The 16,142-nt window shown below is 73.5% G+C and carries 16 protein-coding genes; 7 read left to right on the forward strand and 9 right to left on the reverse strand.

Going from position 1 to position 16,142, the window contains the following annotated elements; translation table 11 throughout:
- Positions 1-3 precede the first annotated feature (3 nt).
- Genes R2D22_RS27670 through R2D22_RS27680 form a run of 3 tightly spaced genes read right to left on the reverse strand, consistent with a single transcriptional unit; the run spans position 4 to position 3,100 of the window.
- Positions 4-1,068, reverse strand: coding sequence for an acyl-CoA dehydrogenase family protein (locus R2D22_RS27670; protein WP_318107402.1), 1,065 nt, complete (start codon positions 1,066-1,068; stop codon positions 4-6).
- Complete coding sequence (locus R2D22_RS27675; RefSeq protein WP_318107403.1) at positions 1,068-2,213, reverse strand: acyl-CoA dehydrogenase family protein; 1,146 nt, start codon at positions 2,211-2,213, stop codon at positions 1,068-1,070. Before R2D22_RS27675 ends, R2D22_RS27670 begins: the two co-directional genes overlap by 1 nt.
- The gene (locus R2D22_RS27680) at positions 2,213-3,100 is read right to left on the reverse strand and encodes an enoyl-CoA hydratase (RefSeq protein ID WP_318107404.1); all 888 of its coding nucleotides are present in this window, start codon (positions 3,098-3,100) and stop codon (positions 2,213-2,215) included. Before R2D22_RS27680 ends, R2D22_RS27675 begins: the two co-directional genes overlap by 1 nt.
- A gap of 47 nt (positions 3,101-3,147) precedes the next feature.
- Between R2D22_RS27680 and R2D22_RS27685 the strand changes: the two genes are divergently transcribed.
- The 4 genes from R2D22_RS27685 to R2D22_RS27700 are packed head-to-tail and all read left to right on the forward strand — an operon-like array spanning position 3,148 to position 6,899.
- Complete coding sequence (locus R2D22_RS27685; protein ID WP_318107405.1) at positions 3,148-4,290, forward strand: acyl-CoA dehydrogenase family protein; 1,143 nt, start codon at positions 3,148-3,150, stop codon at positions 4,288-4,290.
- Entirely contained in the window at positions 4,287-5,072 is a 786-nt protein-coding gene (locus R2D22_RS27690) for an SDR family oxidoreductase (protein ID WP_318107406.1), read from the forward strand. Before R2D22_RS27685 ends, R2D22_RS27690 begins: the two co-directional genes overlap by 4 nt.
- Before the next feature lie 25 nt (positions 5,073-5,097).
- Positions 5,098-5,724, forward strand: coding sequence for a TetR/AcrR family transcriptional regulator (locus R2D22_RS27695; RefSeq protein ID WP_318107407.1), 627 nt, complete (start codon positions 5,098-5,100; stop codon positions 5,722-5,724).
- Positions 5,725-5,741: 17 nt separating this feature from the next.
- On the forward strand, positions 5,742-6,899 hold the full coding sequence (locus R2D22_RS27700) for an acetyl-CoA C-acetyltransferase (protein ID WP_318107408.1): 1,158 nt from the start codon (positions 5,742-5,744) through the stop codon (positions 6,897-6,899).
- Positions 6,900-6,941: 42 nt separating this feature from the next.
- Here R2D22_RS27700 and R2D22_RS27705 read toward each other — a convergent pair whose 3' ends face one another.
- The gene (locus R2D22_RS27705) at positions 6,942-7,808 is read right to left on the reverse strand and encodes an SCO6745 family protein (RefSeq protein ID WP_318107409.1); all 867 of its coding nucleotides are present in this window, start codon (positions 7,806-7,808) and stop codon (positions 6,942-6,944) included.
- Positions 7,809-8,029: 221 nt separating this feature from the next.
- Between R2D22_RS27705 and R2D22_RS27710 the strand changes: the two genes are divergently transcribed.
- Positions 8,030-9,661 (forward strand): DEAD/DEAH box helicase, encoded by a 1,632-nt coding sequence (locus R2D22_RS27710; RefSeq protein WP_318107410.1) that lies wholly within the window; start codon positions 8,030-8,032, stop codon positions 9,659-9,661.
- A 55-nt stretch (positions 9,662-9,716) separates the two neighbouring features.
- Here R2D22_RS27710 and R2D22_RS27715 read toward each other — a convergent pair whose 3' ends face one another.
- Genes R2D22_RS27715 through R2D22_RS27735 form a run of 5 tightly spaced genes read right to left on the reverse strand, consistent with a single transcriptional unit; the run spans position 9,717 to position 14,040 of the window.
- A complete protein-coding gene (locus R2D22_RS27715) occupies positions 9,717-10,619 on the reverse strand; it encodes a tyrosine-protein phosphatase (protein WP_318107411.1) in 903 nt (300 codons plus the stop codon).
- Between the two features lie 28 nt (positions 10,620-10,647).
- Positions 10,648-11,697, reverse strand: coding sequence for an NAD(P)H-dependent flavin oxidoreductase (locus tag R2D22_RS27720; protein WP_318107412.1), 1,050 nt, complete (start codon positions 11,695-11,697; stop codon positions 10,648-10,650).
- Complete coding sequence (locus R2D22_RS27725; RefSeq protein WP_318107413.1) at positions 11,697-12,407, reverse strand: CoA-transferase subunit beta; 711 nt, start codon at positions 12,405-12,407, stop codon at positions 11,697-11,699. Before R2D22_RS27725 ends, R2D22_RS27720 begins: the two co-directional genes overlap by 1 nt.
- Positions 12,404-13,285: a CoA transferase subunit A gene (locus R2D22_RS27730; protein ID WP_318107414.1), complete on the reverse strand. Its 882-nt coding sequence runs from the start codon at positions 13,283-13,285 to the stop codon at positions 12,404-12,406. The genes R2D22_RS27725 and R2D22_RS27730 overlap by 4 nt, the downstream gene beginning before the upstream one ends.
- Positions 13,282-14,040, reverse strand: coding sequence for an enoyl-CoA hydratase family protein (locus tag R2D22_RS27735; RefSeq protein WP_318107415.1), 759 nt, complete (start codon positions 14,038-14,040; stop codon positions 13,282-13,284). Before R2D22_RS27735 ends, R2D22_RS27730 begins: the two co-directional genes overlap by 4 nt.
- A 68-nt stretch (positions 14,041-14,108) precedes the next feature.
- Here R2D22_RS27735 and R2D22_RS27740 point away from each other — a divergent pair, with 68 nt between their 5' ends.
- Positions 14,109-14,873, forward strand: a complete 765-nt coding sequence (locus R2D22_RS27740) for an SDR family oxidoreductase (protein WP_318107416.1) — start codon at positions 14,109-14,111, stop codon at positions 14,871-14,873.
- 1 nt (position 14,874) lies between these two features.
- Positions 14,875-15,753, forward strand: coding sequence for an SDR family oxidoreductase (locus R2D22_RS27745; RefSeq protein WP_318107417.1), 879 nt, complete (start codon positions 14,875-14,877; stop codon positions 15,751-15,753).
- Positions 15,754-16,142 lie beyond the last annotated feature (389 nt).

The following is a 16,142-nucleotide window of genomic DNA, read 5'->3' on the forward strand; positions in this document are numbered from 1 at the left end:
TTCTCAGGGCGCGGAGCGCGCCGGGACGGTTACGCCCCATACGCCTTTCGGCAGTGGACCGTCATGCGGGTCATCATGCCTCCGAAGCGGCGCGGCCGCCAGGACGATCGCGCGGCACTCCGCCGGGGTGCCCCAGGTGTCGCGGAGGGGGCGGGCCTTGCGGAGCCAGAGGGAGAGGTCGAGCTCCTCGGTGTAGCCGATCGCGCCGTGCAGTTGGAGCGCGGCGCGGGCGGCGGCGTACGCGGCCTCGCCGGCCGTCACCTTGGCCGCCGCCACGTCCGCGTCGGTCATCGTGAGCGCCGCGCCGTGCAGCAGCGGCCGGGCGAACTCGAGGCCGATCAGCACGTCCGCGAGCCGGTGCCGGACCGCCTGAAAGGACCCCACCGGCACGCCGAACTGGGTGCGCTGCTTCGTGTACGCGACCGTCCGGTCCAGCAGTGCCCGCCCGAGCCCCAGGCACTGCGCGGCCGTGGCCAGCGCCGCCCACCGGCGGGCCCGTTCCGCGGCCGCCACCACGGCGGGCCCGGCCGCGAGCAGCTCGCCGCCCTCCTCGGGTCGCGCGAGCCGCCGAGCCGGATCGGCGGACTCCCGTACCGCCCCGTGGCCGGGCGCGAGCAGGAGCCGGTCCCCGTCGACGACGAGGACCACGTCGGCGAGATCGGCGTCGGCGGCGTACGGCCCGGGACCCGCACACAGCGTGGCGACCGTCTCGCCCGCCGCCAGGGCCGGGAGCAGGCGTTTCGCCGGGGCATCCGTGCCCGCCTCCGCCAGCGCGGACAGCAGCGCGGCCGACGCGACCGTCTCCGCGAACGGGCCCGGGGCCGCGTGGCGCCCCAGCTCCTCGAAGGCGACGGCCGTCTCCACCGGGAGCGGGCCCATGCCCTCGTACTCCTCCGGGACCGCGAGCGCGAACACGCCCGCCTCCGCGAGCCGCGCCCACAGCGCCCGGGCCGGCCCGGCGTCGCCGCCGGCCCGCGCGCGGATCGCCGCCGGGGTGTCCGCGGCGGTGAGCATCGCGTCCAGCGAGCGGCCGAAGTCCCGCTGTTCGTCGGTGAGCAGGAATCCCATCAGCGGCGGCCCTTCGGGAGGCCGAGCAGGCGCTCGGCGATGATGTCGCGCTGGATCTCGTTCGTACCGGCGTAGATCGGGCCGGCGAGGGAGAAGACATGGCCCTCCGCCCATTCCCCGTCGGCGAGTTCGCCGTCCGGGCCGAGCAGGTCGAGCGCCGTCTCGTGCAGGGCGATGTCGAACTCGGACCAGAACACCTTGTTCAGGCTGGACTCCGCGCCGATGGTCGCGCCCCCGGCGAACCGCGCCGCGCCCGCCGCCGTGAACAACTCGTACGCCCGCGCGCCGATCACCGCGTCCGCGACCCGGTCCCGCAGCGCGGTGTCCCCGGGATCGCCCTGCTCGTGCCAGAGCCGTACGAGACGGTCGGCGGCGGCCAGGAAGCGACCGGGGGAGCGGAGCATCAGCCCGCGCTCGTTGCCGGTCGTCGACATCGCGATCCGCCAGCCCTGCCCCGGCTCGCCGATCACGTCCGCGTCGGGCACGAAGACCCGGTCGAGGAAGAGCTCGGCGAACGCAGGCTTGCCGTCCAGCCGGCCGATCGGCCGGACCGTCACGCCGGGCGCCCGCAGGTCGAACATCAGGTACGTCAGGCCCTGGTGGGGCTTCGGGGCCTCCGGGTCGGTGCGGAAGATGCCGAACGCGCGGTCCGCGAAGGCGGCCCGCGAGGACCAGGTCTTCTGCCCGGACAGCAGCCAGCCGCCGTCCGTCCGTACCGCCCTGGACTTCAGCGACGCGAGGTCCGAGCCGGCCTCCGGCTCCGACCAGGCCTGCGCCCAGACCACCTCGCCGGTCGCCATGGACGGCAGGACCCGGGCCCGCTGTTCCTCGGTGGCATGGTCGAACAGGGTGGGGGCGAGCAGGTTGATGCCGTTCTGCGAGACCCGTCCGGGCGCGCCCGCCGCCCAGTACTCCTCCTCGAAGGCCAGCCAGTGGAAGATGTCGACGCCCCGGCCGCCGTACTCCTCCGGCCAGGAGACCACCGACCAGCGGGCGGCGGCCAGTTCGGCCTCCCACTTCCGGTGCGCGGCGAAGCCCTCGCCGGTCTCCAGGGACGGCAGCGGCTCGGCGGGTACGTGCGCCCGCAGCCACTCCCGGGCCTCGGCCCGGAAGTCTCGTATCGACGCGCTCTCGTGAAGGTCCATCAGACTGTCGCCTTCCGCTTCATCGCGGCCACGTCCATGCCGCCCAGCGAGTCCGCCGCCGTCTCGGCGTTGTGCGCGTGGGCCAGGTGGTGCAGGCCGAAGACCGAGTCCATGCCGGCGTGCAGCCCCTGGAGGTCCTCGGCCTGGTTGACCGCGCGCTTGGTGAGCGCCAGGCCCATCCGCGGCATCTCGGCGATCCGCAGCGCCAACTCGTCCACCGAAGCGGCCAGTTCGTCGCGCGGGACGACCCGGTTCACCATGCCGAGCTCGTAGGCCCGCCGGGCCGGCATCCGGTCCCCGGTGTAGAGGAACTCCTTCGCGATCCGCGGCGGCATCGCCCACGGGTGCGCGAAGTACTCCACGCCCGGGATGCCCATCCGCACCACCGGGTCCGCGAAAAACGCGTCCTCGCTCGCCACGATCAGGTCGCAGACCCAGGCGAGCATCAGCCCGCCCGCCACGCACGCGCCCTGGACCGCGGCGATCACGGGCTTCGGCAGCTCTCGCCAGCGCCGGCACATGCCCAGGTACACCTCCGACTCGCGGGCGAAGCGCGCCTCCGCGCCCCGCTTGTCGGAGTGGTCCCACCAGAGCCCGGCGCGCCGTTCGAAGGGCAGGTGCGCGTCGCGCTCGGGGGTGCCGATGTCGTGTCCCGCGGAGAAGTGGTCCCCGGCGCCGGCCAGAACCACGACCTTCACCTCGGGGTCGTCGGCCGCCCGGTAGAAGGCCTCGTCCAGGGCGTAGGTCATCGCGGAGTTCTGGGCGTTGCGGTAGCGGGGCCGGTTCATGGTGACGTACGCGACGGGGCCTCGGCGTTCGTACCGGACGGGCGGTGCCTGCGCCTCGGGGGCGTCGGGCGCGGTGGGGTCGACGGGAGCCTGGGTCATTCCGAGCATCCTTCCCTAACAAGTGTTTGGTAGGTTAACGTACGGCCATGAGCACCGTCGAGGAGTTCCGCACCGAGGTCCGCGACTGGCTACGGGCCCACCTCACCGGCGAGTTCGCCGCCCTGAAGGGACGCGGCGGGCCCGGCCGGGAACACGAGGCGTTCGCCGAACGCCTCGCCTGGGAACGCCACATGGCCGCCCACGGCTGGACCTGCGTCGGCTGGCCCGAGCAGTACGGCGGGCGCGGCGCGAGCATCGAGCAGCAGATCGCGTTCCACGAGGAGTACGCGCTCGCCGACGCCCCCGCCCGCGTCAACCACATCGGCGAGCAGCTGCTCGGCCCGACCCTGATCGAGCACGGCACCGAGGAGCAGAAGGCCCGCTTCCTGCCCCCGATCCGGGCCGTCGAGGAACTCTGGTGCCAGGGCTACAGCGAGCCCGACGCCGGCTCCGACCTGGCGAACGTCCGCACCCGGGCGGTGCGGGAGGGCGACGAGTGGGTCGTCACCGGACAGAAGATCTGGACCTCGCTCGCCCACGAGTCCCAGTGGTGCTTCGTCGTCGCCCGCACGGAGGCGCCGGGTGCGCGGCGGCACAGCGGGCTCTCGTACCTGCTCGTCCCGCTCGACCGGCCCGGCGTCGAGATCCGGCCCATCGTGCAGCTCACCGGGACCAGAGAGTTCAACGAGGTCTTCTTCGACGGCGCCCGCACCCCCGCCTCCCACGTCGTCGGCGCGCCCGGCGACGGCTGGCGGATCGCCATGGCCACCCTCGGCTACGAGCGCGGCGTCTCCACGCTCGGCCAGCAGGTCGGCTTCCGACGCGAATGGGAGGGCCTGGCGGAACTGGCCCGGCGCAACGGCACTCTCGCCGACCCGTTGATCCGTGACCGGCTGGTCCAGGCGTGGATCGGCCTGGAGACCCTGCGGGCCACCGCGCTGCGCGGCGACGTGGACGCCTCCACCGCCAAGCTCGCCTGGTCCCACTGGCACCGCGACCTCGGCGAACTCGCCATGGACGTGTGCGGGGCCGCGTCGACCCTCGCCGCCGGAGCACCGTACGAACTCGACGACTGGCAGCGGCTGTTCCTCTTCTCCCGCGCCGACACCGTCTACGCCGGATCCAGCGAGATCCAGCGGAACATCATCGCCGAGCGGGTGCTCGGCCTGCCGAAGGAGGCGCGCGCATGACCGCAGTCCCGCCGTACGTCCCGGGCCACGCCCTGCTGGACGGCCGTACCGCCGTCATCACGGCTGCCGCGGGCGCCGGCATCGGCGGGGCCACCGCCCGCAGGTTCCTGGAGGAGGGTGCGCGGGTCCTCGTCAGCGACGCCCACGCCCGCCGCCTGAAAGAGACGGAAGAGGCGCTGGCGGAGGAGTTCGGTGCGGAGCGCATCTCGTCCCTCCCCTGCGACGTCACCGACGAGGAGCAGGTGGCGGCGCTGTTCGCGGAGGCGGTACGGCTGCACGGCCGGCTCGACGTCGTCGTCAACAACGCCGGCCTCGGCGGCACCGCGGCCCTCGTCGACATGACCGACGAGCAGTGGACCCGGGTCCTCGACGTCACCCTGAACGGCACCTTCCGCTGTACCAGGGCGGCGCTGAGGCACTTCAAGGAGGTTGGCGGCGGCGGGGTCGTGGTCAACAACGCCTCCGTCGTCGGCTGGCGCGCCCAGGCCGGCCAGGCCCACTACGCCGCCGCCAAGGCGGGCGTGATGGCGCTGACCCGGTGCGCGGCGGTGGAGGCGGCGGAGTACGGCGTCCGCGTCAACGCGGTCTCGCCCAGCCTCGCCATGCACCCCCACCTGGTGAAGGTCACCTCGGCCGAGCTGCTCGCCGAACTCACCGAACGGGAGGCGTTCGGCCGGTACGCCGAGCCCTGGGAGATCGCCAACGTGATCGTCTTCCTGGCCAGTGGCTACTCGTCCTACATGACCGGCGAGACCGTCTCGGTCAGCAGCCAGCGGGCGTAGCGGCGAAAGCGACGACAATGAAGCCGTGCCTGACAAGAACGCGCCGAACAAGAAGAAGACCCAGGTGACCGCCACTCCCGAGCGGCGCCGTGAACTCCTGGACACGGCAGCCGAGGTGTTCGCCGCCCAGGGGTACAACGCCACCACCGTCCGCAAGATCGCCGACGCGGCCGGCATGCTCGCCGGCAGCCTCTACTACCACTTCGATTCCAAGGAATCGATGCTCGACGAGATCCTCTCCACCTTCCTGAACGAGCTGTGGGAGGGGTACGACGGCGTGCTCGCCGCCGGCCTCGGCCCCAGGGAGACCATCGAGGCCCTCGTCACCGAGTCCTTCCGGGAGATCGACCGGCACCGCGCCGCCGTCGCCATCTACCAGAAGGAGTCCCGGCACCTGAGCGCCCAGCCCCGCTTCCACTACCTCGCCGACTCGCAGCAGAAGTTCGAGAAGGCGTGGCTCGGGACGCTGGAGCGCGGGGTCGCCGCGCAGGTCTTCCGGGCGGACCTGGACATCCGGCTCACCTACCGCTTCGTGCGCGACACGGTGTGGGTGGCGGCGTCCTGGTACCGGCCGGGCGGGCAGCACAGCCCGGAGGAGATCGCCCGTCAGTACCTGTCGATGGTGCTCGACGGCATCGCCGTACGCACATAACCGATGAAGGAGTCGTCATGGCCGAGGCCTACATAGTCGATGCGGTGCGGACCCCGGTGGGCCGGCGCAGGGGAGGCCTCTCGGGCGTCCACCCGGCCGACCTGGGCGCGCACGTGCTGAAGGCGCTCGTCGAGCGGAGCGGGATCGACCCGGCGGCCGTCGAGGACGTCGTCTTCGGCTGCCTCGACACCGTCGGGCCGCAGGCCGGCGACATCGCCCGCACGGCGTGGCTGGCCGCCGGACTGCCCGAGGAGGTGCCCGGCGTCACCGTCGACCGGCAGTGCGGGTCCTCGCAGCAGGCCGTGCACTTCGCCGCGCAGGGGGTGCTCTCCGGCACCCAGGACCTGGTGGTCGCCGGCGGCACCCAGAACATGTCGATGATCCCGATCGCCTTCGCGTCCCGGCAGGCGGCGGAGCCGCTCGGCTTCACCGAGGGGCCGTACGCGGGCAGCGAGGGCTGGCGGGCCCGGTACGGGGACGCGCCGGTCAACCAGTTCCACGGAGCCGAGCTGATCGCGAAGAAGTGGGGGATCACCCGCCGCGACCAGGAGAACTTCGCCCTCCGCTCGCACCAGCGGGCGATCCGCGCGCTCGACGAGGGCCGCTTCACGCGGGAGACCGTCGCGTACGGGGACGTCACCGCGGACGAGGGCCCGCGCCGTGACACGACCCTGGAGAAGATGGCGGGTCTCGCCCCGGTGGTGGAGGGCGGCACGATCACGGCGGCCTGCTCCTCGCAGGTCTCGGACGGCGCGGCGGCGATGCTGCTGGCGAGCGAGCGCGCGGTCCGTGAACACGGCCTGACGCCCAGGGCCCGTGTCCACCACCTGTCGGTGCGCGGCGAGGACCCCATCCGCATGCTGTCCGCCCCGATCCCGGCGACCGCGTACGCGCTGAAGAAGACCGGCATGACCATCGACGACATCGACCTCGTCGAGATCAACGAGGCCTTCGCCCCGGTCGTCCTCGCCTGGCTGAAGGAGACCGGCGCGGACCCGGAGCGCGTCAACGTCAACGGCGGCGCGATCGCCCTGGGCCACCCGCTGGGCGCGACCGGGGTGCGGCTGATGACGACCCTGCTGAACGAACTGGAGCGCACCGGAGGCCGCTTCGGCCTCCAGACGATGTGCGAGGGCGGGGGCCAGGCGAACGTGACGATCATCGAGCGGCTGTAGCGGCTGTAGCGGTGTGGCGGCCGTGCCGGCTGTGAGTTTCGTCTAGTCGGTGGTGCGGCGGACGCCGATGGGGTTGGGCCAGCGGAGGGCGTTGCCGGCGGCCACCGCCAGGGGGCGGAGCCGCGCGGCGAGCCCGTCCGCGTCCTCCGGGTCCGCCCACGGGCGCGCCGCCGCCGTGTCCGTCGCCGCCTCGATCGTGGCGAGGAGGCGGTCGGCCTCGGCCGTCGCGCGGCCGTCCGGGGTGAGCAGCCCGCGTCGTACGAGGCGGGTCATCGCCGCCTCCCACTGGTCGTCGGTCCAGCCCCGGTACGGCTGCAGCTCCGTGCGCGTCGTGTCGTGGCCGGCCCGCAGGACGAGGATCTCGCAGCCGTCCAGGCCCGCGGCGACCAGCGCCGCGACATGGCCGTCGCCGCGGTGCTCGCGCAGCACCGTCGCGGCGTGCCAGAGCAGGCCGGCCGCGTCCTCGGGGCGGGGGAGCGCGGCGTTCACCGCGGCCAGCGGGCGGCCCGCGCAGTCGAGCCCGTCGAGGCGGGCCGCCAGCAGCTCCGCCGCCCGCTCCGTCTCCTTCTCCAGGCCGGCGAGCAGCCGGCGCAGCGCCGCCCGGGCGCCCGCCGCGCGCAGCCGCAGCGCCTCGGCGGGCGGCACCTTCTCCCACACGGCGGGCAGCGCGCGGGCCGCCATCGACGGCGCGAAGTTGAAGAACGCCGAGGTCACAGGCGCCGGACCGGTCGCTCCGAAGGGCGCCGCGCGCCCCGCGAAATAGCCCCGCCAGAACCCCCGCAGCCCGGCCTCCTCGAACGCGGCAGCGCACTCGGGAGCGAAATAGGTGACGGCGTGCAGTGGCTCGAACAGGGTCCAGAGGGTCCGGGCGAGGGGTTCCTGGACCGGCGTACGGCTTGTGGTGTCCATGGCGACCATTCTCGGGACGGGTGGGGCGCGCGTGCTAGGGTCGCTTGGTTGTGGTTTCGGTACCCATGGACTTCATGCGCGCCTGACGGGAATGACCCTCAGGCGCGTCATCGTTTCCGGGATGCTCCGGAACTTCTCCGGATACCCCAGAACGCCCCCTCGCCGGGACCCCACGCGGGCGCCCGGCGAGTGCTGTGCCCAGCCGCCAGGAAGGCAGACCCATGACCCGCTCCGAACGCCCCGCCGCCCGGCGGCGCCCCGCGAAGGCCGCCCCCAAGGCCGCCCCGAGGGGCGGCAAGGGATCCGGCAAGGGCCGGGGCCCGGCCACGCCTCCGCCGCCGCGCGAGTTCACGCCGCCGCAGACCGTCACCCCCGCTCTGCCGTCCGTGGAGTCGTTCGACGCCCTGGACATGCCCGCCGCGCTGGTCAAGACGCTCGCCGCGCAGGGCGTCACCGAGCCGTTCCCGATCCAGGGCGCGACCCTGCCGAACTCGCTCGCCGGCCGCGACATCCTCGGCCGCGGCCGCACCGGCTCCGGCAAGACCCTCGCCTTCGGCCTCGCGCTGCTCGCCCGCACCCACGGCCGCCGCGCCGAGCCGAAGGCGCCGCTGGCGATGGTCCTGGTGCCCACGCGGGAGCTGGCGCAGCAGGTGACCGACGCGCTCTCCCCGTACGCCACCGCCGTGCACCTGCGGATCGCGACCGTCGTCGGCGGCATGTCGATCACCCGGCAGGCGGCCACGCTGCGCCGCGGGGCCGAGGTCCTGGTGGCCACCCCGGGCCGGCTGAAGGACCTCATCGACCGCGGCGACGTCCGCCTCGACGAGGTCGCGATCACCGTTCTCGACGAGGCCGACCAGATGGCCGACATGGGCTTCCTGCCCCAGGTCACGGCGCTCCTGAAGCAGGTCGCGCCGGACGGGCAGCGGCTGCTGTTCTCGGCGACCCTGGACCAGAACATCGACCGGCTGGTCAAGATGTTCCTGGACGACCCGGTCGTCCACTCGGTGGACCCGTCCGCGGGCGCGGTCACGACGATGGAGCACCACGTGCTCTACGTCCTCGACGCCACGGACAAGAAGGAGGTCACGGTCCGCATCGCGGCCCGCGACGGCCGGACGATCATGTTCCTGGACACCAAGCGCTCGGTGGACCGGCTGGTCAAGAAGCTCCTCGCCAGCGGCGTCCGCGCGGCCGGCCTGCACGGCGGCCGCTCCCAGCCGCAGCGCAACCGCACCCTGGACCAGTTCAAGAACGGCCAGGTCACCGCCCTCGTCGCGACGAACGTGGCGGCCCGCGGCATCCACGTCGACGACCTCGACCTGGTCGTCAACGTCGACCCGCCGATGGACCACAAGGACTACCTGCACCGCGGCGGCCGCACCGCCCGCGCCGGCGAGTCCGGCAGCGTCGTCACCCTCGTCCTGCCGGAGGAGAAGCGCGACATGACCCGCCTGATGTCCCACGCGGGCATCACTCCGCGCACCGCGCAGGTCAAGTCCAGCGACCCTGAGCTCGCCACCCTGACGGGCGCCCGCGAGCCCTCCGGCACCCCGGTCGTCATCGAGGTCCCCATCCCCGCGCAGCAGCCGTCCGCGAAGTCCTCCAGGCCCGGCTCCGCCACCCGCAACCGCCGCCGCGGCGGCCGAGGCTCCGGCTCCACCGCCGAGTCGACCCCCCGCCGCTCCGGCACGGGCGCAGCCTCCGGCTCGGGCGACCGCTCCCGCCGCAACGGCGGCGCGAACCAGTCAGGCGCGAACCAGTCCGGCACGAGCCGGTCCGGCACGACGTCCGCCGGCACCCGCACCCCCGACAACCGAGCCCGCCGCCGCAGGCCCGCAGCCGGTTCCTGACCCTCTCAACGCGCTCGGCGGCCCGGGACGGCGGGCCGCCGGTGTGTGCGGCGGGTCAGGCGACCAGACGGTTCTGGAGGGCCGAGAGGGTGGGGATGTCCAGGCCCAGGCCGGCCGTCAGGAAGCGGAAGAGGCTGCCGTAGGACGACTGGACCTCACCCAGTGCCGTGTCCAGGTACTCGTTGCGGACCTCCTGGAGGGGGATGATGAGGTCCGGGTTCTGCATCATGCCGCTCTGCTTCAGGCCCTCGCGGACCCTCGCGTCGTACGCGGCGCGGATGGTGTTGGACGCCAGGTAGTCGGAGACGGCCGACTGCTCCGGGACGCCCAGGGCCTTCAGGAGCAGGTAACTCGTCCAGCCCGTACGGTCCTTGCCCGAGGTGCAGTGGTACAGCAGCGGGCCGGAGCCCGGGCGTGCCAGGTCGCGGAGCGTCGCGCCGAAGGCCGCGCGGTTCTCGGCGCTCGTCACGAACGACCGGTACACCTCGCGCATGAACGCGGCGGCCCGGCCGTTGCCCAGCATCTGCTCCTGCCGGACCGGGTCGCGCGACCCGATCGCGGCCATCAGCTGGCCGAACAGGCCGTTGTCGGTGATCTGGCGGGAGACGGCGACCGGGCCGGCCGGGAGCCGGTCGGCGCCGTCGTACTGGATCTCCAGCGGGATGCGGAAGTCGACGACCTTGCCGAGGCCGAGGCCCGCCAGGGTCGTGAGGTCGGCGTCCGTCAGCTTGCCGAGCGCGTCGCCCCGGTACACCAGGCCCTGACGGACCCGGTCGCCGGTGTAGGTGAGGTAGCCGCCCACGTCACGGACGTTGACCGCGCCCTGGAGCGGGATCTGCCGGATGGCGGTGGCGGTGACGCGTGGGCGACGGTGTGCGGCCGCCGCGGTGGGGGAGAGCACGGCCGCCACTGCGGTGGCGGTCGCGCTGCCCAGCAGAGCGCGTCTGGTCAGGGGCATGTCTGAACTCCCTTGCGGGATGAGGGATTCACCCTGGTGATGGCAGGGTGCGGAGCACGTGCTCGGCCTCGGCCATGACGCGGTCGACGAGCTCCGCGCAGGACGGCAGGTCCTCGATCACGCCGGCGACCTGGCCGGACGCCATGACGCCGAGGTCGGTGCGGCCCTCGACCATGGACGCCTTGAGGAGCATGGGGGTGTTCGCGGCGAGCAGGACCTGGCTCCACGACAGGTCCTTGCCGTGTTTCATCGCCAGCCCGTCGCGGACCATCCGGGTCCACGACAGGCCGGACACCTTGCGGAAGCCGGCGGCCCGGCGCACGGCCTGCGCCAACGCCCGTACCCGGCCCGCACGTTCGAGCGCCGCCACCATCTCCGTACGGAGCATCCGGTGCGGCAGTCCGTCCACGGCGGTGGTCACCGTGACGTCCTTCACCGTCGCCGCGAGGTACTTCGCCTTGACGGCGTCCGGGACGGTCGAGTCCGAGGTCAGCAGGAAGCGGGTGCCCATGGCCACGCCCGCCGCGCCGTACGAGAGCGCGGCGACCAGGCCGCGCCCGTCGTGGAAGCCGCCGGCCGCGACCACCGGGATGTCGACGGCGTCGACGACCTGCGGCAGCAGCACCGTCGTCGCCACCTCGCCGGTGTGCCCGCCGCCCTCCCCGCCCTGCACGATCACCGCGTCCGCGCCCCACGCCGCGACCTTCTCGGCGTGCCGCCGCGCCCCGATCGACGGGACGACGACGACGCCCGCGTCCTTCAGTCGCGCGATCAGCTCACGGGAGGGGGCCAGGGCGAAGGAGGCGACCTTGACCCCTTCGTCGACGATGATGCGCACGCGGTCCTGCGCGTCCCCGGCGTCAGCCCGCAGGTTGACCCCGAACGGCTTGTCCGTACGGGACTTCACCTCTCGGACGGCGCTGCGCAGCTGGTCCACGGTCATCGTCGCCGAGGCGAGGATGCCGAGCGCGCCCGCCTCGGCGGTGGCGGAGACGAGGCGTGGCCCGGCGACCCAGCCCATGCCGGTCTGGACGATCGGGTGCCGCACCCCGGTGAGCTTCGTGAGCGCGGTCTCCATCAGGCCCGGACCTCCCGGTCGCGTACGCCCTTCGGGTCGATGACCTCGCGGATCAGCCGCAGCTCGGCGGCCGTCGGCTCGCGGGTGTACGGGACCTCGTCCGGGACCGCCAGCTCGAAGCCGGTGGCCGCCCGCACCTCGTCGACCGTCACGCCGGGGTGCAGGGAGGCGAGCCGCATCGTCCGGTCCGGCGTCTCGAAGTCGAACACGCCGAGGTCGCTGACCACCCGCGGGATGCGGTGGTACGGGCCGACGGCGTGGTCGTAGCCGACCCCGCTGATCATGTCGACCTTCTCGACGAACACCCGCGGCGAGTGCTTCGGGACCCAGTAACTCACCGGGTTGTTCAGGGTGTTGACGGGTGCGCCGCGCACGCCGAGGAGCTGGCGCGCCGGGCGCTCCCAGTCGCCGATGCAGGAGATGTTCTGGTTGCCGTGCCGGTCGATCTGGCTGGCGCCCATCATGACGTGCCGCCGGCCGCCGGTGACCATCGTCAGATGCCTGCGGTACGGCAGCCAGCCCTCGACGGAGCCGTCCAGGCCGACCAGCATCGCCTCGCCGTCGGTGAGCAGCAGCTCGGGGGCGAAGCTCCGCTTGGCGAGCCGGGCACCGAAGGACGACACCGGGGCCATCGCGGCGGCCAGCACCTCGCCGTTGTCCCGCCACGCCTCGGCGCAGGCCACGACACAGTATTCCGCGCGGGTGATCACTGCTGCTGCTCCTTGTGCCAGGCCTGGACGGCGGTCTGGTAGTCGTGCTCGCTCGCGCCGGAGAGGAACCGCTCGGCGAACTCGGGCCAGGGGGTCGTCGCGTAGAGCTTCTGGAACGGCTCGTCGCGGTCGTAGTCGGGGGCGCAGGACGTGAAGTGGGCGCCGTTCGGGGCCTCGACGACCCCGGTGACGGAGTGCCGGCTCACCAGCAGCGACTGTGGCGGCGCGTCCTTGGTGAGCTCGGCCGTCTCGACGACCTGCTCGCAGGAGATGTACGCGGTGTCGGCGGCCTCGCAGAACAGGTCGTCGAAGTACGGGTCGGGGCCCAGGTACTGGCCGTTGCCGAGCCGGTCGGCGCGGTTGAGGTGGACGAACGCGGCGTCCATGCGCAGGGCGGGGACGGCGACGAACTCCTCCCGCACGCCCGCGTCGTTCGGGTACGGCGACGTCACCGTCCGCAGCTCGGGGTTGACCCGCATGACGTCGGAGCCGAGGCCGGCCCGGACGGGCATGAACGGCAGGCGGTTGGCGGCGGCGTGCAGCCCCCACATGAACATCGCCTCGTCGATCTCGGTCAGCTCGAAGCCACCACGTTCGCGGGCGGCGCGGAAGTGCGGTTCGAGGGGGATCGAGTCGAGCGTGGTGAAGGCGGCGACGAGCTTGCGGATCCGGCCGGCCGCGGCCAGCAGGCCGACGTCCGGGCCGCCGTACGAGATCACCGTGAGATCGGTGATCTCGGACCGGAGCAACGCTCTGACCAGGGCCATCGGTTTGCGCCGGGAGCCCCAGCCGCCGATCCCGAGGGTCATGCCGGAACGCAGCCCGGCCACCGCCTCGTCCGGGGTCATGGTCTTGTCGCCGGTGCTCTCGTCGGTCATGCCTGCCGCTCCTTCCCGAAGGTGTCCCGGACGCGGTCCGCGACCCCGCTGAGGTTGGCCTCGAAGGTGAAGCCCTGCTCGAAGCGGTAGCTGCGGCGTACGTCGACGGGGTCGATGCCGTTGATCGCGGCCTTCGCCAGCCGGATCAGATAGCCGTCCTTGCGGGCGATCTCGCCCGCCAACTCCAGGGCGGCGTCGAGCAGTTCTTCGCGCGGCACGACTTTCCAGACCGAGCCGTGCGCGTGCAGTTCGGCGGCCGTGGCGGTGCGCGAGGTGTAGTACAGGGCCCGCATCAGGTGCTGCGGCACCAGCCGGGCCAGATGGGTCGCGGCGCCGAGCGCGCCGCGGTCCAGTTCCGGCAGCCCGAAGGTCGCGTCGTCGGCGGCGACGATCGCGTCGGCGTTGCCGACGAGGCCGATCCCGCCGCCCAGGCAGAAGCCCTGCACCGCGGCGACGACCGGGACCTCGCACTCGTACACCGCGGCGAACGCCTCGGCGCAGCCGTGGTTGGCGCCGATGAGCGCGGAGTGCCGTCCCGAACCGTGTTCGCGCTGCATCTCCTTGATGTCGACGCCCGCGTTGAAGCCGCGGCCGGCGGCGGCGAGCACCACGCAGCGGATCTCGGGGTCGCGGCCGGCCGTGCGGACGGCGTCGGCGAGGTCGTACCAGCCCTGTACGGGCAGCGCGTTGACGGGTGGGAAGTCGACGGTGACGAGGGCGATGCCCTTGTCCGGGCTTGAGGTGGAGACACCCATGAGCGGATCAGCTACCTTTCCACCAAACATTTGTTAGGTGACTGCTTGGTGAGGAAAGGTAGCAGCCGATGGAGCTGGACGGGAGGGTCGCCGTCGTCACCGGTGGCACGCGGGGCGTGGGCGCGGGCATCGCCCGGGCCTTTCTGCGCGCCGGGGCGCGGGTCGTGGTCTGCGCGCGCCGACCGCCGGACGAGCCGGTCGAGGAGGGCGGCCGGGAGGCCGAGTTCCGGCCCCTCGACCTGCGGGACGACGGGGCGGTACGGGACTTCTTCGACGCCGTCGCGGAGTCGTACGGGCGCCTCGACGTGCTGGTCAACAACGCGGGCGGGACGCCGTACCGGCTGCTCGGAGAGGGCGAGGCGGAACGGCACGCGCGGGTCGTCGGGCTCAATCTGACCGCGCCGCTGACCGCCACGCTCGCCGCCTACGAGCACCTCCGGGCGGCGCGCGGCTCGGTCGTGATGATCGGCAGCGTCAGCGGGACGCGGCCCTCGCCGGGGACCGCCGCGTACGGCGCCGCGAAGGCCGGGCTGGAGAACCTGGCCCGCTCGATGGCCGTGGAATGGGCGCCGGAGGTCCGGGTCAACACCCTCGTCCTCGGCATGGTCCGCACCGAGCTGTCCCACCTGCACTACGGGGACGAGAACGGGATCGCGGCGGTCGGCCGGACCGTCCCGCTGGGCCGGCTCGCCGAGCCGTCCGACATCGGCGAGGCCGCCGTGTTCCTCGCCTCGGACCGGGCGGGGTACGTCTCCGGCGCGTCGCTGCTCGTGCACGGCGGCGGGGAGCGTCCCGCCTTTCTGGATGCCGCAACTGTCAACAAGGAGAGCTGAGATGGGAATCTGCGACGGACGGGTCGTGATCGTGACGGGCGCCGGACGGGGGCTCGGTAGGGCGCACGCCCTGGCGTTCGCCGCCGAGGGGGCGAAGGTCGTCGTCAACGACCTGGGCGTGGGGCTCGACGGGCGGCCGGGGCCGGACAGTCCGGCGGCGCAGGTCGTCGACGAGATCCGCGCGGCGGGCGGCGAGGCGGTCGCGCACGGCGGCGACATCGCGACGGGGGAGGGCGCGGCGTCGCTGGTGGAGACCGCGATCGACGAGTTCGGCCGGCTCGACACCCTGGTCAACAACGCGGGCTTCCTGCGCGACCGGATGCTGGTCAACCTCGACGAGGACGACTGGGACGCGGTCATGCGGGTGCATGTGAAGGGCCACTTCCTGCCGCTCAAGCACGCCGCCGCGCACTGGCGGGCGGCGTCGAAGGCGGGCCGCGAGGTGACGGCCCGGGTGATCAACACGACGTCCGGGGCGGGGCTGCTCGGCAGCGTCGGCCAGGGCAACTACGCGGCGGCGAAGGCCGGGATCGTCGGCCTGACGCTGGTCGCGGCGGCGGAGATGGGCCGGTACGGGGTGCAGGTCAACGCCATCGCCCCGGCGGCCCGGACCCGCATGACCGAGGAGGTCTTCGGCGGCCTGGAGGGCGCGCCGGAGGACGTGTCCCCGCTGGTGGTGTGGCTGGGCTCGGCCGCCTCGGCGGGCGTCACGGGCCGCGTCTTCGAGGCGGAGGGCGGCCGCATCACGGTCATGGAGGGCTGGCAGCCAGGCCCGACCGCGAACCGCGACGGCCGGTGGACACCGGCCGAGGCGGGCGACACGACCCTGAAGCTCCTGGCCGACTCGAGGGACCCGAGGCCGGTGTACGGGGCGTCATGACGGAGCGGCGGCCGGGGCCGGGTGCCGTGGGTCGGGAACCGGGTGCTGGGGCCGGCGCCCGAGAGGCAGGCGCCAGCCGCCGCTCCGCGTCCGGACACCGGCCGTCGCGCCGGCCCCCGGGCCCGGACGTCGCGCTTGCGCGCCGACCCTGGGCGTCGGGTCCGGGCGCCGGCCTTCGCGCCGGCCTCGGCCGTCGGTCTGCCGCGCCGACTGCCAGGACGGCCGTTCGGCGGGGCGCCGCCTCCCGCGGCCCCTCACGTCGTGCCTCAGCAGTCGCGCCTGCGTGCCGACCCTGGGCTTCGGGTCCGGGCGCCGGCCTTCGGGCCAGGTCCGGGCGTCGGGTCCGTGTTCCTCGGGCGCCGGGGCCGGGCGCCGGCACTGGACGACAG

The organism is Streptomyces sp. HUAS YS2 (assembly GCF_033343995.1).
In the GTDB taxonomy this organism is placed as follows: domain Bacteria; phylum Actinomycetota; class Actinomycetes; order Streptomycetales; family Streptomycetaceae; genus Streptomyces; species Streptomyces solicathayae.